Origin of the sequence: Streptomyces sp. NPDC102451 (assembly GCF_044765485.1) — a bacterium.
Classification (GTDB): domain Bacteria; phylum Actinomycetota; class Actinomycetes; order Streptomycetales; family Streptomycetaceae; genus Streptomyces.
Genome location: NZ_JBIWKD010000018.1, coordinates 49,258 through 70,708, shown reverse-complemented (window position 1 = coordinate 70,708; position 21,451 = coordinate 49,258). Strand labels below are relative to the sequence as shown.

20 protein-coding genes and 1 pseudogene are annotated in these 21,451 nt (G+C 70.7%); 15 read left to right on the top strand and 6 right to left on the bottom strand.

Annotated elements, in window-relative coordinates:
- Positions 1 to 28: 28 nt before the first annotated feature.
- The 10 genes and pseudogenes from ACIRD8_RS30575 to ACIRD8_RS30530 all read left to right on the top strand — a co-directional run bounded on the left by ACIRD8_RS30575 (position 29) and on the right by ACIRD8_RS30530 (position 9,417).
- Entirely contained in the window at positions 29 to 1,366 is a 1,338-nt protein-coding gene (locus ACIRD8_RS30575; RefSeq protein ID WP_382987784.1) for a CpaF family protein, read from the top strand.
- A 10-nt stretch (positions 1,367 to 1,376) separates the two neighbouring features.
- On the top strand, positions 1,377 to 2,312 hold the full coding sequence (locus ACIRD8_RS30570; RefSeq protein WP_403998607.1) for a type II secretion system F family protein: 936 nt from the start codon (positions 1,377 to 1,379) through the stop codon (positions 2,310 to 2,312).
- 13 nt (positions 2,313 to 2,325) lie between these two features.
- Complete coding sequence (locus tag ACIRD8_RS30565; RefSeq protein ID WP_403998604.1) at positions 2,326 to 3,213, top strand: DUF5936 domain-containing protein; 888 nt, start codon at positions 2,326 to 2,328, stop codon at positions 3,211 to 3,213.
- 10 nt (positions 3,214 to 3,223) lie between these two features.
- Complete coding sequence (locus ACIRD8_RS30560) at positions 3,224 to 4,549, top strand: sensor histidine kinase (protein ID WP_403998601.1); 1,326 nt, start codon at positions 3,224 to 3,226, stop codon at positions 4,547 to 4,549.
- A gap of 58 nt (positions 4,550 to 4,607) precedes the next feature.
- A complete protein-coding gene (locus ACIRD8_RS30555) occupies positions 4,608 to 5,678 on the top strand; it encodes a response regulator (RefSeq protein WP_403998598.1) in 1,071 nt (356 codons plus the stop codon).
- Positions 5,679 to 5,881: 203 nt separating this feature from the next.
- Positions 5,882 to 6,112: a hypothetical protein gene (locus tag ACIRD8_RS30550; protein ID WP_403998595.1), complete on the top strand. Its 231-nt coding sequence runs from the start codon at positions 5,882 to 5,884 to the stop codon at positions 6,110 to 6,112.
- A gap of 32 nt (positions 6,113 to 6,144) precedes the next feature.
- Positions 6,145 to 6,747, top strand: a pseudogene (locus ACIRD8_RS30545) (pilus assembly protein TadG-related protein); the annotation flags it as partial.
- Between the two features lie 27 nt (positions 6,748 to 6,774).
- Positions 6,775 to 7,362: a hypothetical protein gene (locus ACIRD8_RS30540; protein ID WP_403998592.1), complete on the top strand. Its 588-nt coding sequence runs from the start codon at positions 6,775 to 6,777 to the stop codon at positions 7,360 to 7,362.
- An 8-nt stretch (positions 7,363 to 7,370) separates the two neighbouring features.
- Positions 7,371 to 8,021 (top strand): OmpA family protein, encoded by a 651-nt coding sequence (locus ACIRD8_RS30535; protein ID WP_403998787.1) that lies wholly within the window; start codon positions 7,371 to 7,373, stop codon positions 8,019 to 8,021.
- 103 nt (positions 8,022 to 8,124) lie between these two features.
- Positions 8,125 to 9,417: a hypothetical protein gene (locus ACIRD8_RS30530; RefSeq protein ID WP_403998589.1), complete on the top strand. Its 1,293-nt coding sequence runs from the start codon at positions 8,125 to 8,127 to the stop codon at positions 9,415 to 9,417.
- On the opposite strand, the gene ACIRD8_RS30525 is transcribed toward ACIRD8_RS30530, so the two are convergent.
- A complete protein-coding gene (locus tag ACIRD8_RS30525; RefSeq protein ID WP_403998587.1) occupies positions 9,405 to 9,596 on the bottom strand; it encodes a hypothetical protein in 192 nt (63 codons plus the stop codon). The genes ACIRD8_RS30530 and ACIRD8_RS30525 overlap by 13 nt on opposite strands.
- Before the next feature lie 11 nt (positions 9,597 to 9,607).
- A complete protein-coding gene (locus tag ACIRD8_RS30520) occupies positions 9,608 to 10,459 on the bottom strand; it encodes a DUF5753 domain-containing protein (protein WP_403998584.1) in 852 nt (283 codons plus the stop codon).
- A 281-nt stretch (positions 10,460 to 10,740) separates the two neighbouring features.
- Here ACIRD8_RS30520 and ACIRD8_RS30515 point away from each other — a divergent pair, with 281 nt between their 5' ends.
- The 3 genes from ACIRD8_RS30515 (at position 10,741) to ACIRD8_RS30505 (ending at position 13,131) form a co-directional block, all read left to right on the top strand.
- A complete protein-coding gene (locus tag ACIRD8_RS30515) occupies positions 10,741 to 11,211 on the top strand; it encodes an ATP-binding protein (protein WP_403998581.1) in 471 nt (156 codons plus the stop codon).
- Positions 11,212 to 11,926: 715 nt separating this feature from the next.
- On the top strand, positions 11,927 to 12,472 hold the full coding sequence (locus ACIRD8_RS30510; RefSeq protein ID WP_403998578.1) for a sigma-70 family RNA polymerase sigma factor: 546 nt from the start codon (positions 11,927 to 11,929) through the stop codon (positions 12,470 to 12,472).
- Positions 12,469 to 13,131, top strand: coding sequence for a hypothetical protein (locus ACIRD8_RS30505; RefSeq protein WP_403998575.1), 663 nt, complete (start codon positions 12,469 to 12,471; stop codon positions 13,129 to 13,131). Before ACIRD8_RS30510 ends, ACIRD8_RS30505 begins: the two co-directional genes overlap by 4 nt.
- Positions 13,132 to 13,589: 458 nt before the next feature.
- Here the strand turns inward: ACIRD8_RS30505 and ACIRD8_RS30500 are convergent, their stop codons facing one another.
- Positions 13,590 to 14,594, bottom strand: a complete 1,005-nt coding sequence (locus tag ACIRD8_RS30500; protein ID WP_403998572.1) for a hypothetical protein — start codon at positions 14,592 to 14,594, stop codon at positions 13,590 to 13,592.
- 198 nt (positions 14,595 to 14,792) lie between these two features.
- Between ACIRD8_RS30500 and ACIRD8_RS30495 the strand changes: the two genes are divergently transcribed.
- On the top strand, positions 14,793 to 17,234 hold the full coding sequence (locus tag ACIRD8_RS30495) for a Tox-REase-5 domain-containing protein (RefSeq protein WP_403998569.1): 2,442 nt from the start codon (positions 14,793 to 14,795) through the stop codon (positions 17,232 to 17,234).
- Complete coding sequence (locus ACIRD8_RS30490) at positions 17,231 to 18,106, top strand: hypothetical protein (RefSeq protein ID WP_403998566.1); 876 nt, start codon at positions 17,231 to 17,233, stop codon at positions 18,104 to 18,106. Before ACIRD8_RS30495 ends, ACIRD8_RS30490 begins: the two co-directional genes overlap by 4 nt.
- Before the next feature lie 110 nt (positions 18,107 to 18,216).
- On the opposite strand, the gene ACIRD8_RS30485 is transcribed toward ACIRD8_RS30490, so the two are convergent.
- Genes ACIRD8_RS30485 through ACIRD8_RS30475 form a run of 3 tightly spaced genes read right to left on the bottom strand, consistent with a single transcriptional unit; the run spans position 18,217 to position 21,271 of the window.
- Positions 18,217 to 18,660 (bottom strand): DUF3592 domain-containing protein, encoded by a 444-nt coding sequence (locus ACIRD8_RS30485; RefSeq protein WP_403998563.1) that lies wholly within the window; start codon positions 18,658 to 18,660, stop codon positions 18,217 to 18,219.
- Between the two features lie 20 nt (positions 18,661 to 18,680).
- Complete coding sequence (locus ACIRD8_RS30480) at positions 18,681 to 19,262, bottom strand: hypothetical protein (RefSeq protein WP_403998560.1); 582 nt, start codon at positions 19,260 to 19,262, stop codon at positions 18,681 to 18,683.
- A gap of 20 nt (positions 19,263 to 19,282) precedes the next feature.
- Positions 19,283 to 21,271 (bottom strand): hypothetical protein, encoded by a 1,989-nt coding sequence (locus ACIRD8_RS30475; protein WP_403998557.1) that lies wholly within the window; start codon positions 21,269 to 21,271, stop codon positions 19,283 to 19,285.
- Positions 21,272 to 21,451: the final 180 nt, after the last annotated feature.

The following is a 21,451-nucleotide window of genomic DNA, read 5'->3' as shown; positions in this document are numbered from 1 at the left end:
CCCCCATCCCATCCGAGGAGTACCACCCATGAGCCTGCGGGCACGCATCACCGCCCCCGAGGAGCGCGGAGGGGGACGGGAGGACGGCCACCTGGTCGCCACCTACCGCGCCAAGCTCCTCGAGGAGATCGACCTCGCGGAGATGTCCTCGCTGGCCGCCGCCGACCGGCGCGCCCGCCTCGAACGCGTCCTGGGCCACATCATCAGCCGCGAGGGCCCGGTCCTCTCCACCGTCGAACGCTCCCAGCTCATCCGCCGGGTCGTCGACGAGGCACTCGGCCTCGGCGTCCTCGAACCGCTCCTGGAGGACGCCTCCATCACGGAGATCATGGTCAACGGGCCCGACCAGATCTTCGTCGAACGGGCCGGCCGGGTCGAGCAGCTCCCCATGCGCTTCGCCAGCCACGAGCAGCTCATGCAGACGATCGAACGCATCGTCTCCACCGTCAACCGGCGGGTGGACGAGGCCAATCCGATGGTCGACGCCCGCCTGCCCAGCGGCGAGCGCGTCAACGTCATCATCCCGCCGCTCTCCCTCACCGGCGCCACCCTCACCATCCGGCGCTTCCCCCGGTCCTTCTCGCTCCAGGAGATGATCGGCTTCGGCTCGCTGGACCAGCAGATGCTGCTGCTGCTCGCCGGGCTCGTCCAGGCCAAGTTCAACCTGATCGTCTCCGGGGCCACGGGCACCGGGAAGACCACGCTCCTCAACGCGCTCTCCGGGCTCATCCCCGAAGGCGAACGCATCGTCACCATCGAGGACTCCGCCGAACTCCAGCTCCAGCAGAACCATGTGATCCGGCTGGAGTCACGCCCCGCGAACGTCGAGGGCAAGGGCCAGATCACCATCCGCGACCTGGTCCGCAACTCCCTGCGCATGCGCCCCGACCGCATCGTCGTCGGTGAGGTCCGAGGCGGCGAGTCGCTCGACATGCTCCAGGCGATGTCGACCGGCCACGACGGTTCGCTGGCCACCGTCCACGCCAACAGTGCGGAGGACGCGCTGATGCGACTCCAGACCCTCGCCTCGATGTCCGAGATCAAGATCCCCTTCGAGGCGCTGCACGACCAGATCAACAGCGCCGTCGACGTGATCGTCCAGCTGACCCGGCACGCCGACGGCACCAGGCGCGTCACCGAGATCGCGGTCCTCGACTCCCACGGACGCGACCCGTACAGGATCGTCACCGTCGCCCGGTTCGACGCCCGGCCGATGGACACCGACGGTGTGATCCACGGCGAGTTCCACGCCCTCCCGCTCCCGCGCCGCATCGCCGACCGGCTCTACATGGCCGGACAGCCGATCCCCCAGGCCTTCGGGGTCGCCCCGTCAGACGAATACCTCGCCACCCGAGAGGCCAGATAGGTACCCCGACATGGACAACCTCGCACCGCTCACCATCGGCGTCACGCTGCTGTGCTGCGTACTCGGCGTCCTGGGCCTGCACGCCTACACCTCGGGCAAGGCCCAGCGCGAAGCCCTCGTCGACCGCCTCTCCTCGACCGGCCAGATCGACATGGGCCCGCAGCGCCGCTTCCGGGGGCTCGACCGCAGGCTGCGCCGTACGAAGCTGGGCAAGAGGATCGAGCTGAAGCTCGCCGCCACCGGCCTCGACCTCACTCCGGGCGAGTACTTCCTCTACGTCCTGGCCTCGGCAGCGGCCCTCTGGCTCATCGCGGCCTCCGTCCTGGCCTCCTTCTTCGGCCCGCTCGCCGGCCTCGCCGCGCTCTGGGGCGCCAACACCTTCCTGAACTGGCACCGCACCAAGCGCACCGAGGCCTTCATCAGCCAGCTGCCGGAGATCTCCAGGGTGCTCGCCAACGCCACCCAGGCCGGGCTCTCGCTGCGTACGTCCATCGACATGGCCGCGGACGAACTCGAAGCGCCGGCCGGGGACGAACTCCGGGTGGTCGCCGACCAGCTCGGTGTCGGCCGCACCCTCGACGACGCACTCGGTGAACTCGCCGAACGCCTGCCCTCCCGCGAACTCGTCGTCCTCGTCTCCACACTGATCCTCTCCAACCGGGCCGGCGGCCAGGTCGTCTCCTCCCTGCGCAACCTCACCATCACGCTGGAGGAACGCAAGGAGACCCGGCGTGAGGTGCGCACCCAGCTCTCACAGGTCAACACCACCGCGTACGCCGTCCCCGCCATCGGCGTCGGCGCGATGCTCCTCGTCAACTCGATCCTCCCCGGAGCGCTCGACCGCATGACGGGATCCGTCGCCGGCCAGATCGCCGTCATCATCTCGCTCGGCCTCTACGCCCTCGGCTTCGTCGCCATCCGCCGCATTTCCAAGATCGATATCTGAGGAGGGGACCGGTATGGAACTGCTGCTTGCTCTCGTCGTCGGCCTCAGCGTGTTCGGCGCCTTCAAGGGCGTACGGATGTACCGCGCCGAGGCCACCCTCCCCGGAGACCTCGCCCTCGCCCTGGAAGTCGGCTCGACCCGCACCACCGCCGTGGGCTCCGGCATCGACCGGCTCGGCATGCGCTGGGCGCCCCTTGTGCTGCGCCTCATGGGACCCAAGAAGGTCAACGAGAAACGCCGCAAGATCGACATGGCCGGCAACCCCGGCGGCCTCACCATCGACCGCTACGCCGCCCGCCGCGCCGTCTACAGCGCCCTCGGCGGCTTCGCCGCCTTCGCGATGCTCACCAGCGGCCAGCTCTTCATGGCCCTGTTCATGATCGCCTTCGGCCTGTTCTGGGGCGAGGTCGGCATCTGGGCAGCCGTCCGCAAGCGCCGCGACGACATCGACCGCACCCTCCCCGACTTCCTGGACGTCCTCGCCGTCGTCGTCTCCGCGGGCCTCGGCTTCCGGCAGGCCCTCGACCGGGTCGCCGAGAAGTACCAGGGCCCCTGGTCCGACGAACTGCGCATCACCCTGCGCCAGATGGACATGGGCATCAGCCGCCGCCAGGCCTTCGACGAACTGCGCAAACGCAACGACTCCGAACAGGTCGCCATGTTCGTCACCGCCCTCCAGCAGGGTGAGGAACTCGGCGCGCCGATCGTCGACACCCTCATCGCCATCGCCAACGACATGCGCCGCACCGACGCGCAGAACGCCCGGCGCAAGGCGGCCAAGGCGGTCCCCAAGGCCACGCTGATGGTCACCACCTTCATGATCCCCGCAACCATGATCCTCATGGGCGCGGCCATGCTGCTCGGATCCGACACCGACCTCGGATCCCTCACGGGGGAGTGAGCGGCAGCCGATGACGATCTCCCTGCAACCGGGCGCCGAGGAATCGCGACACGCCGCCCTGTCCACCCCCGCCGGCCCGACACCCACGGTCTCCATCCAGGTCAACGCCCTCTCGGCGCTGGCCCGCCAGGTGTTCCTCTTCCGGCTGGCCATGATCGCCATCGGCACCCCGCAGGCCCTCGACAACACCGCCCCCGGCCTCCCGAGCTGGCTGGTCGCCTCCGCCGTCCTGGTGACCGTCGTCGGCTCGTACGCCCTCTACCGCGACTGGGAACGCTTCGGGCCGCTCCTCGTGCGCTCCCCGCTCCTGCTCGGGGCCGACACGGTCTTCGGCGCGCTGCTCCTGTTCACCGCCACACCCGACTCGACCCTCGGATACGCCGTCGTCTGCACCCCGCTCCTGGCCGGACTGGTCTACGGCTGGCGAGCGGCGGGCGTCTTCGCCGCCGTACAGAGCCTGATCCTCGCCGCGGCCTACGGCGCCGAGGACAAACTCCAGGCCGACGGCCTGGCCTCCGTGCTCCTGCTGCCCGGTTTCTGCATCCTCGCCGGGGCGGTCGGCGTCGCCCTGCGCAATCTGATGCTCCGGGTCGGCGCGGCCAGCCAGGCGCTGACCGAGACCCGCGCCCGCCTCGCCGTCAGCGTGGCCGTCGAGGACGAGCGCGCCCGCCTCGCCCGCGAGATGCACGACTCCGTCGCCAAGACCCTGCACGGCCTGGCCCTGGCCGCCGACGGACTGGCCCACTCCTCCGACCGGATGGACCCGCTCACGGTCCGGCACCAGGCGGAACTGGTCGCCCGCTCGGCCCGCCGCGCCGCCGCCGAATCCCGCGAACTCCTCTCCGACCTGCGCCGCGAATCCGGCCTGGACGGCGGGGTCGACATTGTCAGCGAACTCCGCGCCCGAGCCGACGACTTCTCCCGCCGCCACGGGACGAGCACCGTCTTCCGCACCCTCGGCGACACCCCGGTCCCCCCGGTACCGCAGGTCGTCGCACGCCAACTGCTCACCGTCGCCTCCGAAGCCATGGAGAACGCCCACCGGCACGCCCACCCCACCTACCTCGCCGTCCTGGCCGGCATCAAGGGCGACGTCCTGCGCGTCAGCGTGTATGACGACGGCCGGGGCCTCCCCGCCGGGACCACCCTCGACGACCTCAGGCGGGCCGGCCACTTCGGCCTCGTCGGCATGGTCGAGCGCGCGGCCTCCATCGGCGCCCGCATCCGCATCGGCAAGGGCAGGGCCGCCAAGGGCACGGAAGTCCGCCTGGAACTCCCCGTCGCCGCGCTCACACCCCCGCCGGGTGCACGACCGGGCCCGGCCCCGGGCAGCTGAACCCGCACCACCACCGCTCCGTCACCCGTCCCCATCACACCTGAGAGGAGGTCGCAGAATGCCGGACGACGTCTCCCGTGCCTCGGGCCAGAACTGGGCCTCGCAGAACCATGTCTCCCAGCACACCTCCCCGCACTCCAATCCCCTCAGCACGGACTGCAGTTCCCCCGGATTCCCGGCCGCCCCGCACTCCGGCCCGCAACCCACGGGACCCGAAGCGATGCCCCCGTTCCCCAGCGGTCCCGACCTGCCGGCCACCGGCCCCCTGCGGGTCGTGGTCGCCGACGACAACCCCGTCGTACGCGCAGGCCTGGGCGTCCTGCTCAGCGGCCGCGCCGACATCGAGGTCGTCGCCGAGGCCGCCGACGGCCGCCAGGCCTACGAGGCGGCCGTCCGGCACCGCCCCGACGTCGTCCTGCTCGACGTCCGGATGCCCGGCGTGGACGGCATCTCCGCCTTGCCCCACCTGGTGCAGGTTGCACCTGTGATGATGCTGACGTACAGCCGTGAGAGCGACATCGTCCACGAGGCGCTGCGCCTGGGCGCGGGCGGCTACCTGGTGCACGGCGAGTTCACCGCGGACGAACTCGTCCAGTCCGTACGGGACACGAAGAACGGCCGCGCCCCCTTCACCACCACCGCGGCCAACGCCCTGCTCGCCCATATGCGCCAAGGCCCCGACCAGGTCCCGAGGAACCTCCCGGAAGGCCTGGGCACGGCACTGACGCCCGGCACCCCCGACGGCGTCCCCGGCCACGCGCCCCACACCGCGCCGCCTCCCGGCCCCTCCGGCGCGCGACCTGCGGGCGTTCCGGAAAGCCTTTCGCAACTGCAACCTGTTGTGGCACAGTCTTCGTCTGAAGGAAGCCACAACGGGCTACGGACGCCCAACAGGCAGCAGTACGACCTGAGTTCGAGGGAGGCGGAGGTCATGGAGCTCATCGCGTCCGGGATGAGCAACCACCAGATCGCCGCCACCTGCTTCATCAGCGAGAAGACAGTCAAGAACCACATCAACAGGATCTTCACCAAGCTGCACAGCAGCAGCCGCAGCGAAGCGATCGCCCGCTGGCTCGGCACGGCGCCGAGCCCGGGACCTGGGACGAGGGGGACAGACCGCCATGGCTGAACGGGGGAGAACGACGGGTCGGGCCCAACGCGCGTTTTGGGCCCGGCTTTGGGCCCTGGGGCCCTGCGCCGAACGGGGTGTCCGGCCGTACGTTTCTCATGTCGCAGACGGCACCGGCCAGGAGGAAGCCGGTAACGGGGGCGACGCCACAGAGACTTACGCGTCGGCCGGCACACGGTCGGCCGAACCCGGAGGGGAACATCATGAGCAAGCTGATGCTGAAGGCGTCCGTCAACGCCAAGGTCTGGGCGAACACGTCCGTCGAGCGCATGAAGGCCCGGGCGGACCAGGGGCAGGGCGCGGTGGAGTACCTGGGCATCATCGTGGTGGTCGTGGCGATCATCGGGGTGCTCATGACGACGAACTTCGGGACCACGATCGCAACTGCCATCACCACGCAGATCGGCAAGATCACGGGCGGCGGCGGCGAGTAACCAGACAGTCGCGCGAGGCAGGGCAGGCTTTCCCCATCTACATCATGGTGGTGGCGGGCCTGCTCTTCCTTGCGTTCGCTTACTTCGCCGTCGGCCAGGCCTCGATGAAGAAGAACGAGGCCCAGACGGCCGCCGACGCAGCCGCGCTGGCCGCGGCCCAGGACGCGCGGGACGAGTGGAGCTGGCCCGGGGCCTTCGACCTCGACGCGTGGGACAACCTGCTGAGCGGCCGGGACATCGGAGAGAGGTCGTGCTCCGCAGCCGACCGGCTCGCGGCGGCGAACGACGCCCATTCGGTCATGTGCGACCCGGATTACTGGCCCGAGGCGTCCTACACGGTCAAGGTCGAGACCAACCGGACCGTCGGCAGCTCGGTGATCGCCAGTACCAAGACGAAGAAGGCCGAAGCCACCGCCAGGGCGGTGATCGAGCCGCGCTGCCGTATCGAAGAGGACACACGTCCCACGCCGAGCCCCCCGGCGGATGACGACGGCGACACGGACGAGTCCGAGGAGCAGAAGGCGTACAAAGCCGTCTGCGATGACGAAGACTTGGACTTCGATATCGACCCGAAGAACCTCAGCCTCCTGCCGGACCTGGCAGACCTTTTCTCCGTCCACCTGGCCGACAAGTAAGTGAACGTCACCGAGAGGAACACGCCGATGCGTGCAGCCATGACCCGGATTCGCTTCAAGGGGGCCGCCGTCGCTGCCGCCTCCGTTGCCATGGCTGTCGTCCTGACGGCTTGTGGTGGCGATGACGGTTCGGACGAGCCCGAGAGCAAGCCCCAGGGCTCTTCGTCCTCGTCAACCGACCAGAAGAGCGAAGCTCCCGCACCGGCAGAGGACGACGAGAGCCAGGTGCTTGCCTCGATCAAGGGCAAGGACGGCGTGGAGGCCATTATCAGCTCGGCCAAGCGTGAAGCTGGAGGATTCGTCACCGTCAAGGGCAGGGTCAAGAACGGATCGAAGCAGATCTGGGCGGCGGTTGGCTGGCAGGGCACCGAGCAGGAACTGGTGAACAACGGCGCCTCCATGGCGGGTGCCTCGCTGGTGGACCAGCAAGGGAAGAAGCGGTACCTCATCCTTCGGGACACCGACGGCCGCTGCCTGTGCACCAAGTTCGAAGGCCTGACGGCGGGAGCAGAGGCTCCGTTCTTCGCCCAGTTCCCCGCCCCGCCGCAGAGCACCACCGAGGTCGACTTCCAGATCCCCACCATGCCCACCGCGACGATCAAGATCTCGGGGTGACGACCGCCATGCAGCTACTCACCCCCACACCACCCGCACCGCGCAGCGCTCTCCGATGCCGTATCGGTCTCTGCGCCGCCGCAGCGGTCGTCCTCGGCACCTCGACGCTCTGGGGCGCCACCTCGGCCTCGGCGGACGACAACCCCACCGCCGTGCCGAGCGCCTCGCCACCCGTCGAGGTCGACGCCAACTCGCCCGGGCTCATGCTCGGCGACGGGGCGACGCTCGGCGATGTCCGTGTGCTCGACATCAAGTCCATCGTCGAGGACATGGGCGGTGAGGAACGCCGAGAGGACACCAACGCCGACATCACCTTCGCCCTTCAGGCCGAAGTCCTCTTCGGCAAGGACAGCGCCAAGCTGAGCAGCGAGGCCACGGCCCGTATCAACGCGATCGCCCTGGAGATCCAGACCCAGGACGCCCCGAAGGTGCGTGTCTTCGGCTTCACCGACAACCTCGGGTCCTCCGCTCATGGCGACGTCCTGTCCAAGCAGCGGGCGAACGCCGTGCAGGGGGTGCTGGCCACCAAGCTCCCGAGCGTCACGTTCGAGATCCGCGGTTACGGCGAGCAGTACCCGATCGCCAGCAACGACACCGAAGAGGGCCGGAAGAAGAACCGTCGCGTGGAGGTCTCCTTCCCGCGCACCAACGGCTCGTAGAGTCGGCACACACGCAGTCTGGGGGTTCGGTGCCCGCGGCCGTAGGGTCGGGCACCGGACCCCGCACGAACGGGGCCCAGTGCCCGACGAGAGGAACCGAATCGTGTCGAGGCCCCGAGGCGGTGCCGCCGGGGTGGCGGCAGCACTCTGCGTCCTGCTGCTGCCGAGCGCCGCGGTGGCGGCCCCGCAGGCGGACGACACCCCGGGAGGCGCCGCCCGCTCGTACCGGCCGGCCGACGGATCGGTGCCGGTCACCGGCGCGGAGTCGAGCGTGGACGGGCCCGAGCTGGAGCGGGCGAAGATCTACTCGGACACCATCGCGCCGGGCGAGAAGAAGTACTACCGGGTCCGGCTGGACGCCACCTCCCACGCGTACGTCTCCACCGTGCTCGCCCCGCCCCCCGGCAGCAAGAGCGCCATCCTCGACGGCATCCAGGTCTCCCTGACCTCGGCCGACGGTACGGCGTGCGGCTCCAGCCCGGCCGCGTACTTCGGGGGCGAGACCGCTCGTACGATCGCGAGCTACGCGTCACGGCGCATCAAGGACAGCAGCACACCGTGCCAGGAGGCCGGGGACTACCTCTACACCGTGGCCTGGGCGGGTACGAAGACCAGCGGCGGTGCGAAGTGGCCGATCGAGCTGACGTACATGGCGGAGCCCGGCCTCAAGCCCGGCGCCGATCAGCCCACTGCGCCGACCGGTTGGAACTCCAAGGCACCGTCACCGAGCGGCGGCACCCCGCAGAAGGTGAGCGGCGGCACGGGGTTCAACGACGCGGCAGCCGTGGAAGGCGGCGCCTGGAGGGACGACATCCGGCCGGGCGAGAGCCGCTTCTACCGGGTGCCGGTCGCCTGGGGCCAGCAGCTCTTCCTGCGGGCCCAGCTGGCCAACGGCACGTCGGACACGTCGTTCTTCACCGTCAACGGGCTGCGCCTCGCGCTGTACAACACCGCCCGTGGCCGCGTCTCCGACAAGAGCACCGGCTATTCGGGCGCCCCCACCGGAGTCGACCTCGGGACGGCCCCGGCCGCGTACGCGAACCGGTTCGAGGTGGGGACGGACGCGGCGTCGGCGATGCGGTTCCAGGGCTGGTACTACGTCCAGGTGACCCTCGATCCCAAGGTGCCCAGCAGCGTCCCCATGACGTTGAACGTCGGTATCGAGGGCACGGCACAGCAGGGACCCCCGTACGACGGTGACGCGGAGGCGGCCGGATTCGGGCTCGGGAGCAGCGTCCCCGGCAGCGGCCCGAACTCCACCATGCGGGCGATCGGGTTCGCGGGGATCGGCGTCGGTACCGTGCTGGTCCTGGGCCTGGGCGCCTGGCAGCTCGTGAGCCGGCGCAGGCGCCCGGCCGGCGGGCATGCGGAGGGGAATGCGGTCTACAGCAGGTGATCGGCCTTGCCGGCCTTGATGTCCCGGATCATCTGCTGGAGGGCTTCGCGGCTGTCGGTGAGGTAACGATCCTCCTGGCCGAGGACGGCGATGAACGCGTTGCCTTCGGTATCCGTCCCCAGCCGGAAACAATTGTTTCCCTCGCCGCAGTAGGGGGCTTCCCAGTTGATCTCGGCCATCGTGAGGCTCCTCAAAGTTGACGTGCGACGGAGTGGATGAAGTCGCGTGACTCTGCAACGTCCAGCGCCGCTCCCTCCATCCAGTCCAGGTGGGCGCGGTACTTGGTGAGCTGCGCTTCGGCGTGCATGAACTCCGGGCCGTGCGCGGAGTCCAGCTGCACCGTGTCCAGTTGGGGCACGACACCGTGCGCGTACAGGAGTGCGTGACCCGCGCCGGGAAAGGCTCCGCGGCTCACCGGGACGACTCGTAGGTCGATGTTCTCGCGCTCGGAGGCCTCGCACAGATACACGAGCTGGTCCCGGGTGACCTCGCGCCCGCCGAACTGCATGCGGAGCGCGGCTTCATGGACGTAGCCCACGTAGTCGACCGGGTTCTCGCGTTCCAGCACCTGCTGCCTGTCCATGCGATGGGCCACACGCAGCTCGACCTCCAGCCGCGAGAGCGCCGGCAGTACGGCGCCGAAGACCGCGCGAGCGTACCCATCGGTGTGGAGCAGGCCCGGGAGGTGGACCGTCTGCGCGGTGCGGATGCGCACGGCGTTCCATTCGAGCTCGGCGATGTCCAGCAGGCCCGAAGGCAGGGTGCCCCGGTACTGCTCCCACCAGCCGCGCTCTCGTTGCTCTGCCATCTCCACGAGCGCATCGACGTAACGGCCGTCAGGGCACGCGTAGTTGCAGGCCAGCGTGCGAACCCGCTCGGGCGCCACAGGTCGGACGCCGACCTCCATGTTGGAGATCTTCGTCCTGTCGACGCCGAGCAGGCCTGCTGCGTACGCAGTCGTGGCCTCGGCGGCGGTGCGCATCTTGCGGAGCTCGGCGCCCAGGCGCCGTTGCCGCTCGGTAGGTGTGGAACTGCTCGGCATGGCCCTCTTCTTCCGCCGACGGTAGGCACAGTCTGCCGCTGAGTCAGGTACCCGGTCCACCCGTAAGGAGGCAATTGCCTCCAACACGGAGACATCTGTGCCACGCAGGGTCTACCGTGAGTCACGCACCGCAACACACTGCGCGCCCAGCCGAAGTGCATCGCGCGGCCCTGCCCGTAACTCCTGCCCTGGGAGGGGTCGGTCCGCGCCAGGGAGACAGGCCACAGCTCGGCCGTAGCGGCGGTGTCGGTCAACTCGCCACCAGCACCAGGGAGTCAGCCATGCACCCGTACGCACCCCCACCCCAACGCACCGCCCTGTGCCCCGCAGCGGTGCAGCACCCCTACCCGCCCCCGGGGCTCGTCCTCAGCCTCACGCTGCCCGGTGACCCCCGCAGCGCGGCGGTCGGGCGGCGCGCGGTCACGGCGGCGCTGCCTGCGCACGGGCTCCGGTCCCACGCCTGGCCCGTCACGCACGTCGTGAGCGAACTCATCGCCGTCAGCGCCGCGCTGACCCCCGGCCGCGACCTCTACCTCTCGCTGCGCCGCTGCGACGGCACCCTCCGCCTGGTCCTCCGGGACCAGCACCCCCACCACCCGGACCCGGACACCCTCGCCCTCTGCGAGGCCCGGCGCCGCCGGGCCCTCTGGCTACTGGCGGTCGTCGTCGACGACTGGGGCGGCGACTGGGGTCTCCGCGCCGCCCAGGCCCCGGACGCGGGGGTCACGTCGTGGGTGGTGCTGCCCCAGTAGCAGAATCCACAGGGATTCCGGTCCCCGAGGTCCAAACCCGGTTGTCCCCGAAGTGCCGAAACCCCTCCCTTTCCCAGATTCCCCCTCCCGCCTGCGGCGTCGGCGCTGGCTGCACGCCCTGTTCGGGGAAGGGGGGAGCCCGGCCCGGCGCCCCCGGTGGCTCGGACGCGCGGGTGGCGACGGGCCCGCTGCCCACCCCGCCGTTGCTGCCTCTGTGCGCGCTTGCGCGCGAGACGCTCCAGCAGTCGACGGAGCCGTATGCCGCCCCACCGGACCGCCTCCGCTGCCCGCGCCGCTCGCTCCCGCCCGCTCGCTCCCGCCCGCCCGCTCCCGCCCGCCCGCTCCCGCTCCAGACCGGTGTGGGCTGCGCCACAATCGCCGGGTCCGCGCCGAGGGTCAGTCCGTACGGCGAAGGGATCGTGCCTGTTCATGAGCGCTGCGATGCGGGTGGTGTCAACCGTGGATCTTGCACGTGGTTGCTGAATGAGCACGTCCGGTAATTTTTTCTGACCGGGATTGAGTCCTGTGGGCCCGGATTCGCTTGAGTGGGACCAGAAGCCGACCGGGCCGAAGGCACCGGGAGTCGGCACCCCTCAACAAAGAGGAATCCCCGTGAAGAGTGCTGTGCCCATCAGAGCGCCGCGTGCCGGAGGTCCCCATGCGTGATGACGACGTCCGTGAAGGAGAGAGACCCGCGGGCAGCAGGAGCCACGAAGTGCACGAACCGTTGGCGCTGCCCCTGGACTTCGAGGCCTTCGTCCTCAGCCACCAGCAGTTCTTCCACGCCTACGCGGAGATCCACTGCGGCACCAGGCCCGCAGCGGAAAGCATCGTCCACGAGGTCTTCCTGGAGATCCACGCGGTCTGGGACGGGCTGCTCCAGGAGGACGAGCTGGAGCGGCGCACGCTCGCGGTGCTGCACCGCCACGTCACCCGGCGCCTGGCCAGGGAGGGCAGGGACCCGGCCTACATCATCAACGGGCAGATCAAACGGAATCTCCAGGTGCTGCGGGGTGAACTCGAACTCGCCGAGAGCCGTATCGGTCTCTACGAGGCCATCTCCGAACTCCCGGTCCGGCAGTACACGGTGATCGTCCTGCGCTACCTCCTGGGCTACCCGACCGGCCGGATCGCCCGCTTCATGAGCCTGGACGACCGCACCGTGAACTACCACTGCCGCAGGGCGAAGGAACGGCTGGGCAGAAAGCTGGACCTGCCCGTACGCACCCGCGTCACGCAGGGAAACGAGGGAGGACAGTGACCGCAGCGACCGGTACCACGATCGACGGAGCCCTGGAACGGGCACGCGTCACGGTCACGGACCCCGAGGGATTCGACGTAGGGGCCGCACTGCGCCGACTGGCCGCCGACGCGGGCCGGACCGCACCGGCGACCGACACCGCGAGGGCCGCGCAGGCGGGGCACCGGCTGACCACGGTCTGCCGGTGGATGATCAACGCCCCCGGCGCGGCGGGGCACATCGACAAGCTCGCGGTCCCGCTGCCGGAGACGACGTTCGACGTCGAAGGGGCAGCGGTCTTCGCCTGCCTCCTTCACTTGACCGGACACCCCCACAGCGCCCAGTTCTGGTGGCAGCTCTCTGCCGGGGCCGGGCACAGGGTCTCCGCGTACTGCCTGCACCTGCACCATCTCTCCCTCGGGGAGGGCCGGGAAGCCGCTCACTGGCGGCATGAGGTCACCGACTCCCGCCCCGGCGCCGAGAGCATCGACGACGTGCTGCTGGGCTGCCTGGAGACGGTCGCCACGTACGTACGGAAGAACGGCTCGGACGCCAGTGCGCCGCCCACCGGGCTGCTGGAGATGGAGGTGGACCGTCTCGCGGGGGACGGCAGCAGTCCCATCCTGAGCCGTCCCGACCGGCGGCTGGCCGATCACCTGCGTGAATTCACCAGCCGCTGACACCCCCACCCCGCTACCCAACCCCATCCCCCCACGTCACCCCCACTGCGACCGACCGAAGGGAGCCCCCGGGGCGCTGATCCCCGCAGGGCTCCCTTCCCCATGCCTGGAGGACCGACATGCACCGTGTGAACACCACGCCGCCCGCACACCGGACGCCTCATCCCCGAACCGGCCGCTTACGCCGATGGGCCCGGTCCCAGCGTCGGTCGGCGGCCGGCCACTTTGTGCGCGGGCTGTGCTACGGGGCGGGTCTGCTGACCGCGAGCCTGGCCGGGCTCTGGTTCCAGCAGTACCTCTGAGGAGGCGCCGGGCAGGGCCCCGGCGTCGGACCGGGCGGCAGCAGAAGCGAAAGGGCAGCAGAGCTGTAAATGCAGGGAGTTGGAGCGGAAGGGGGCAAGAGGGCAAGGGGCAAGGGGGCCTCCGGGAAGCGCCGTAACGAACGTCGCCCCCGTACGTCAGTCCTCCAGTCCGGCGAGGGCGAGGGCGGCGCGGACCTCGGTGATGAAGCGGTCCGGGTGGTGGAAGACCTCGTTGGCCGTGAACCGCAGGACGCGGCGGACCTCAGGGCAGCTCTGCAGCGCGTTGAAGCGGCGCAGGTCGGCGGCGTGGGCCTCGCGCGTGCCGTGGAAGGCGTACCCCTCGACCTCGACCACCAGGCCCTGGGCGGGGAAGAGGAAGTCGGGGCGCAGGGTGCGGCCCGACGGGGTGCGCAGGACGGCCTGGGTGACGGGGTGCAGGCCCGCGTCGTGCAGGCGGAGGCGCGCGACGGTCTCGGCGGGGGAGCCGGACCGGGGATCGAGCAGGGGCAGCCAGGTGCGGGCGCGGGCGGCGCCCGCGCGGTGGGTGGCCAGCTCGGTCCGCAGGGCGGCCGTGTCGAGCAGCGGGGGGCGCCGGACCCCGCGCACCGTACGGGCGCTGAGCGCCGAGTCCGCCGCGGCGACGGCGTCGTCGCGCGGGAGGCACCGTATGAGGTCGCCGACCGTGCGGGCCGGAGTGGTCGTGCACAGCCCCCGGCGCACCGTCCGGTCGGCAGGGCCGAGTGCCGCGCAGTGCACGCGGACGCCCGGGCGGCGGTACACGCCGGGGCGCGGGTCGGTGAACTGGGCTTCCTGGCACGGCCGTCCCGGCAGCTCCACGAGGTGCAGTGCGGCAGCGGTCCGGTGGCTGCAGACCAGGTGCGGCTGCAGCTTCTGCGCGACCCAGGCGTAGGTCAGCCAGTCCACCAGCCGGCCGGGAGCCGCCCACGCGCCCTGATGGACCCGCTGCCAGCCTCCCGCGTGCAGGCGCCGGTTCAGCAGGCGGGGCGGCCAGTCGGCCTTCACCGCCTCCGAGACGAGGAGGATGCCGCCGGACGTCAGGTCGCCCAGCTCCCGTAACTCACGGTCACGGCGCCGGGGGCGCGTCTCCTGCGCGTGCGGCGGGTTCCAGGCTTCCGTGTTCCAGGCTTCCGTACGGCTCATGGGCCAACGATCCACGATCGGGGCGTGGGCCGCGCAAGCCTGTGGATAACCGGCCCTTTTGGGCCCTGGGGCCCATGCTTTCGGCCGCCCCGCCGTGGTCCGATGGGCCAGGCGGGTGAACTCTCGCCTTGCAGCGCCTGGTTGGGGGCCGGAGTGTCTGGTATAGGCGGATTCGCGGCATCGGGGGGCTTCGCCGGGGTGCCCGCTCCGGCAGGCGGGATTCCGCTGCCGCGGCCGTTGCGGGTGGTGCTGCTCCTCGTCCGGACGCTGTTCGTGTTCACGGTCGTCGGAGGCATCGGCGTACTCCTGCGGGCGTCGTCGGTCGACGCCGTCGACGGAGAGCTGCTCGGGCTCCTGCTGTACGCGGCGCTGCCGGGCGCGGCGGGGTTCGCGCTGTCGGCGTACGTACGCTCCGGGGACACCTGGATCTGGCGCGGGCTCGTCGCCGTACACACGTGGTTCCTGCTCGGCGCGCTGGCGACGCTGGGTGGGGACTACGGCACGCGGGGCGTACCGCAGCTGGTGATCCCGGTCGTCACCCTGATCCTGCTGCTGCGCCGTAGCTCGCGTGACTGGTTCGAGCTGCCTGCCTCGCAGCGCGTCGAGCACCGGCCGTTCAGCGTCGCGCGCCTGATCCGGTGGCGCCGGGACGGGGGCCAGACGGCGACGGAGTACCTGGGCCTGATCGTCATCGTCGTTGCGATCATCGGCGGCCTCCTGGCGACCGGGATCGGCGGCCAGCTGGCCGGGGGGATGCGCAGCGCCATCTGCGAACTGACCGGCAGCGCATGCCCCGCGCCCGACGGAAGCGAGGTCGTCGCGGGCGACGGCCCCGAGTCCGGCGAGGAGACCGGCCCCGGGGACGGGAATACCGGCGGTACGGGGACGGGCGGCGCGGCATCGGGGGGTTCGGCGTCGGGCGGTACGGACGCAGGCGGCACGGACGCAGGCGGCACGGACGCCGGGGGAGCCGACAGCGCTGGTGGCGACGCGGGGGGAACCACCTCCGGCGGCTCCGGCAGTGGCGGCGGCTCCGGCAGTTCCGGCGGCGGGGCGAACGGTGGTTCCAACGGCGGGGCGGGCGGCAACTCCACGGGCGGCAACTCCACGGGTGGCAAGTCCGCGGGCGGCTCCACCGGTGGTCCCGACGCTGTGCAGGTCGGTGACGGCGGCGACGACGTGGACGACTCGGGCGGAGCGGACGGCGGCGATCCGGGGGACGGCGGCGACGACGAGGAGAAGGGCGGCGAAAGCTGCACCTCGGGCGTGGGCGCGTTCTTCTCCTGCGCCGCGCACCAGACCGGCGGCTTCTTCACGGGCGTGTTCGCCAACGGCCTGTGGGGCGACGTCACCGGCACGTTCGACACCGTCATCCACCCCGTCAAGGCGTGGAACGGCCTGATGGACTACGGCAAGAGCCTCGGCGACAAGTGGTCCCAGGACTCAAAGGGCGCCGGCGACAAGTGGTCGGACGGTGATTACTTCGGGGCCGCCTGGGACTGGACCAAGGCGAGCGGCGGCACAGGCCTGAAGGTGCTCGACGACGTCTTCATCGGTGACGAGGTGCGGGACCAGTGGAAGGACGGGAACGAGGGCCAGGCCATCGGCACCGGCCTCTGGAACATCGGCTCCCTCTTCATCCCCGGCTACGGCGAGGCCAAGCTCGTCGGCAAGGTGGGGAAGCTCGGCAAACTGGGCAAGCTCGGCAAGCTGGGAGAGGTCGCCCAGAAGGCTTCCGAGGCCGCGGCGAAGGCCAGGAAGGCCGCCAAGGCCGGCGATGTGGAAGGCGCCGAGAAGGCCGCCGCCGACGCGCAGAAGCACGCGGACGACGCCGCGGACGAGGCCGGCCTGACCGGCTGCACCGTCGGACTGGGCGGCCTCCTGCGCGTTCCGTACGGCGATGGCGGCGACGGCGGCGACGGCGGTGATGACGGCCATGGCGGCAGTGGCAGCAGCGGCACGATCGGCCACCCCGGCACCGGCACCGGCGTCATGGCGGCCCCGCACGCCTCGGTGCGCGTCGGATTCCTGGCCCAGCAGTGCGACGAGGTCGACCCCGAGAAGAAGGCAGCCGCCGAGGAGGCGCAGAAGCAGGCCGACGAGGCCAAGAAGGCCGCCGCCGAGGCCAAGCGGAAGAAGGAGCTGGAGCGCGCCAGGAACCTGCCGAAACCGGCCTGGTACAAGGACCTCAAGAACCCCCGGGCCGGCTCGAAGGACGGCGGCACCGGCGCCTGGACGAAGATCAAGCCGGGCGTCTGGAACTACCCGACCGAAATGGGTGCCCGCTACCAGGAGCAGATCTCCAAGGTGGCCCGCGGCAAGGAGTACCAGGTCCCCCTCGACAAGCTCACGGGAAAGCCGGTCGACTTCGACGGCTGGGACGCCGCGCGGGGCACCTACCTGGAGGCGAAGTACGGCTACCGGGGCAAGGACTTCTACAACGCCGAGACAGGGGAGCTCACCCCGAAGGTCCAGCAGCGCTGGGCGGAACAGGCGACCCGGCAGGTGGACGCGGCCCGGGGCAAGCCCGTCGAGTGGCACCTGTCCGACCCGGACGTCGCCGAGGCGGCGCGGGAGCTCTTCGAGGACCGGGGCATCAACGTTAAGGTCATCAACACGCCTGACGATGTGACGGGGTGAGCCGCCGACGGAAGCGCGAACCGGCGGCGCGGCGGAGCAGGGCCCCGGAGCAGGGCGCCGGAGCAGGGCGCCGGAGCAGGGCCCCGGAGCAGGGCGTGGAGCAGGGCCCCGGAGCAGGCGTGGAGAAGGGCGGGGAGAGCGTCGTGCTGAACGTCGTCGTCAACGGTTTCTGGGGTGTCCGGGACGAGGGCCCGCAGGTGATCGCCGAGCGGTGGTACGCCACTCTGGCGCGGCTCGGGGAGCTGGACGGCGGGACGTTCCACGGGTGGCACGAGGCGGGCGACGGCGTCCCGGCGGACCCTCTGCTGATGCCTTCCGTTCCCGCGCTGGCCGACTACGTCGTACGGGAGAACACCGGCCCGGACCTCGAAGTGGTGGGTTACGGGGCATCCCTGTGGGCGCACAACTCGGGTGCGCCGAAGGTGACCTCGGCCATCCGTGTGGGTGGCTCGTCCCCGTACCTCACCAACTCCGTCCTGGTCACCTTCCGCTCGCGCACGGTGGGCGAGGACGCGGACGTCATCCGGCGCACCCCCGAGATCCTGGCGGCCATCGGTGAAGCGTGGGACATCGACGGCGGCCAGGTGTACGACAGGGCGCTGTACCGGGCGGTGGCGGACCACTTCGGCCTGAAGAACTCCGACCCGCGCTGCGGCAGGGCGGTCTTCCTCTCCGAACGGCGGGCGGCTCTCGCCCCGGAGGGGCTGCCGGGTGCGTACACGCCTGCCGCGCACGGCGGGCTGATCATCGACCTGACGTACGGCGGCACGCAGACGCCGTCGGCGGAGACCGTCATCGACGTCAACACGCAGCTCCGGGCGACGGGCGCGCTGGAGCCGCTCGCCACGCCCTTCGACCGGGCCAAGCTCTGACGGGCAGCCGTCAGACGCACATCACCGCGAACCCGGCCAGCCGTCCTGGTGCGTCGGGCGTCAGAACCACGTCACCGCGAACCCGGCCAGCCGTCCTGGTGCGTCGGGCGTCAGAACCACGTCACCGCGAACCCCGCCAGCAGCCCCAGCGAGAACAGGCCCAGGACCGCCGCGAACACCGCCGGCATGAGCAGCGGCCCCCACGCACCCGGCCCCGCGACCGTGGCCCGCAGCTCCGGGGCCGCCGGGTCGTAGGAGACGCGCACGGGTGCCCCGACCTCGAAGCCGAACGGGCCCGGGGCGTGGTCGGTGAACTCCAGCTCCCGGCCCTCCGTAGTGCGGAAGGCGAAGACGTACTCCGTGCGGTAACGGTTCTCCGTGCCGGTCCCACGGTCCTCCACGCGCCGGTCCGAGCACCGGCCCTCGGCGCGCTCACCGTGCCGGACCAGCCGCAGCACACGGAACAGCCGCAGACCGGAGCGGACCGCGAACGCGCCGAGGAACAGGCCGAACAGCAGCAGGAAGGTGGCCGTGCCACCGGGCAGTACGTCCATCGACAACGCTCCGGTACGGGTTACTTGACGGTGATCGACTCGACGAACGAGTCCAGGTCGGCCGGGCTCAGCGCGTCCTTCACCGCATTGATCCGGATGGCGAACGGTACGTCCTTCGAGTCGACGCCGGCCACCACGACCCCCGTCATCCGCGTACCCTCCGCCGGGGTCGACTCCTCGCCCGTGGAGGTGAACTCGTAGTCGATCCTGCGGGCTTCACGGGCGCTCTCCTCACCCGCGAGGCGCACCTCCCGGGTCTCCTTGCGGGTGGTCCCGAGGCCGATCCCGGCGCCCGCCGCGGCGGCGGCCTCACCGGCGTCGCTGACGCCCGTGGCGAAGTCCAGCTGGACCGAGACCATGCCGGTGCGCACGCCCTTCTCCTCCTTGAGCGCGACCGCCGCGTTGGCCTCGCTGCGCTCGGCGGCCGGCTGCGGGGCGTACCCCTCGTCCTCGGGGTAGCCGACGGAGACGCTCTTCGTGTCGAGCGTGCCCCAGCCGTCCGGGACCGCGGCGGTGTCCGTGCCGCCGCAGCCGCCGAGCAGCGTCAGCCCGAGGGTGGCGGCGACGGCCGCGCCGAGCGTCCTGGACTTCGTCAACGTCATCGCCTCTTCCATGGGGGTGTTCACTGCGCGCAGTAGCTGTACGGGAGATACGTGCGCTTGTCGCCCTGCGGAGCCCCGAGGAACTGCGCGTCCGTCAGTGTCTCCTTCTTGTGCTCGTCGGAGATGGAGAGGCCGAGGCTCATGCCGAGCGAGACCTCGAAGCCGAACTCCTGGGCGTCCGTCTCGCCGTGGTACCGCATCGTGCTGGACAGGCCGTCCTGGTACATCAGCTGGTCGAAGGCGTCGGTCCCGGCGGGCTTCTCCTGCAGGGAACGATCGCCGAACATGTACTCGAACGGCGCGGTGTTGTTGCCGGAGCCGTCGAGCCACTCCTCGGCGAGGGACCGCTTGGCCTCGGTGGCCTTGTCGGTCTCCTTGCCGAACACGATCGAGTTCGTCTGCACCTCGATGCCCGTGTCCCCGGAGGAGTCGGTGATGCCGCCCTTGCCGCCCCGCTTGTCGGAGCCCTTCTGGCCGTTGTCGCCCCCGACCTCGCCCTTGTCGGAGGTCGAGGTCTTCTCCACCGTCTTCGTCATGTCGATCCGGACGATCTTCCCGGTCTTCTGGTCACGGGTGACGGTGAGCGCCCCGGTGCGCGAGTCCTTGGCCCCGGCGGTGCCGCCCAGCGGGCCGGCGTTGCCGCCGACCTTGCCCTCGATCTCCAGCTTGGCGGTGTAGGTGTACGACTCGTTGCCGTTGACGTCGTCCTTGGTGATCGTCACGTCCGGCGAGAACTTGGCCTTGCCGCCCAGCTTGGCGCCGAGCTTGTCCTCGTCGCCCGCCTTGATGGAGAGGCCGCCGTCCGCGTACACGTTGAGGCCGATGGTCGAGTAGGAGATCTTCTTGTCGCCGATCTTCTTCTCGATGTCCTCCTTCTTCTCGGCCCACTTCATGCCGGAGTACCAGTTGCCGCCGTAGCCGCCGCTGTGCTTCATCGAGGTCTCCCACATCTTCATTTCCTCGATGTCGTCCCGCATCTTCTGGGCGTCGGCCTCGCTCTTGAACACCCAGGTGTCCCCGTTGGTGATCTTGATGCCGCCGCCGATGTCGACGTCCGCCTTGCCCAGACTGCCGAGTTTGACGCCCGGTGTGCTGGCGTTGACGCCCGCGGACGCGGCGTCGGTGAACGTCATGTGGACGAGCTTGTCGTTCTCGTCGACCTTCCCGTCCTCGTTCACATCGGTGTTGGCCTGGGAGACCTTCTGCTGGAAGCCGTACTCCTCGCCCCACTCGAACCAGCCGATCTTGACCTTGCCGCCCGCCGTGTCGGAGACGTTGGAGATCTGGCAGAGCTTGGGCTCGTAGTCCGCGTCGGTCTTCGGCTTCGCCGTGCCGTCCCCGCCCGCCGTGCAGCCGCCGCCGCCCTCCCCGGTGAGCGAGCTGATGGCACAGCGGATGCCGTCCCCGATCCGGCCCCCGAGCCCGGCCAGGGCGAGCGCGCCGACCAGTGCGACGACGAGGACGATGACGCCCAGGTACTCGGTCGCCGTGGCGCCGCCGTCACGCCAGTCGTACGAGCGGGTGTACGCCGACGAGGGCGCGGGACCGTCGTCCCGGTCCTCGACGAGCCGGTCCAGGGCCAGACCCACGGCGGTGCCCGTGACCATGGCGACCGCGGGCATCACCAGTCCCTCGGTGCCGACCACGTCCCACGCCACGGCATAGCCGTACGCCAGCCCGGCGACGGGGACCGCCAGCGTGGCGAGGAGATACAGGAGCCGGGAGTCGCGGTGCCGGGCGGGAAGGGCGCGGGCGGCCGCCAGGACCGTCAGTACGGTGACGAGGACGCCGGGCAGATGCAGCAGCGCCAGCCGCCAGCCGAAGAGTTCGAGCCGTTCGTCGGTCGCGAGGGTCTCGACGAGCGCCCGCGCCATCAGGTACCCGGCGAAGACGTAGACGAGCGCACCGGCCGCCCAGCTGCGGCTCAACGGGAAGAACCACCCGCCTTCCGGACCGCTCGGCGGTATATGGCCCGTGCTCCTGTCCCCCCAGCCGCCGCCACCACTCACGGTTCACCCTCTCGCCGTCACCTGCCCTGCTGCCTCTGGGGGTGAATGTACGGCCGGGCGACGCGCCTGACCTGGGCCCTCGGCCCCAAAGACGGGCCCAACGGGCTTGTATGAACAGCGATGTGGGGACGGTGTCTCCTGAGGTGCCTTTGGGTGCGGGCGGGGCCGGTTTGGGTCCGC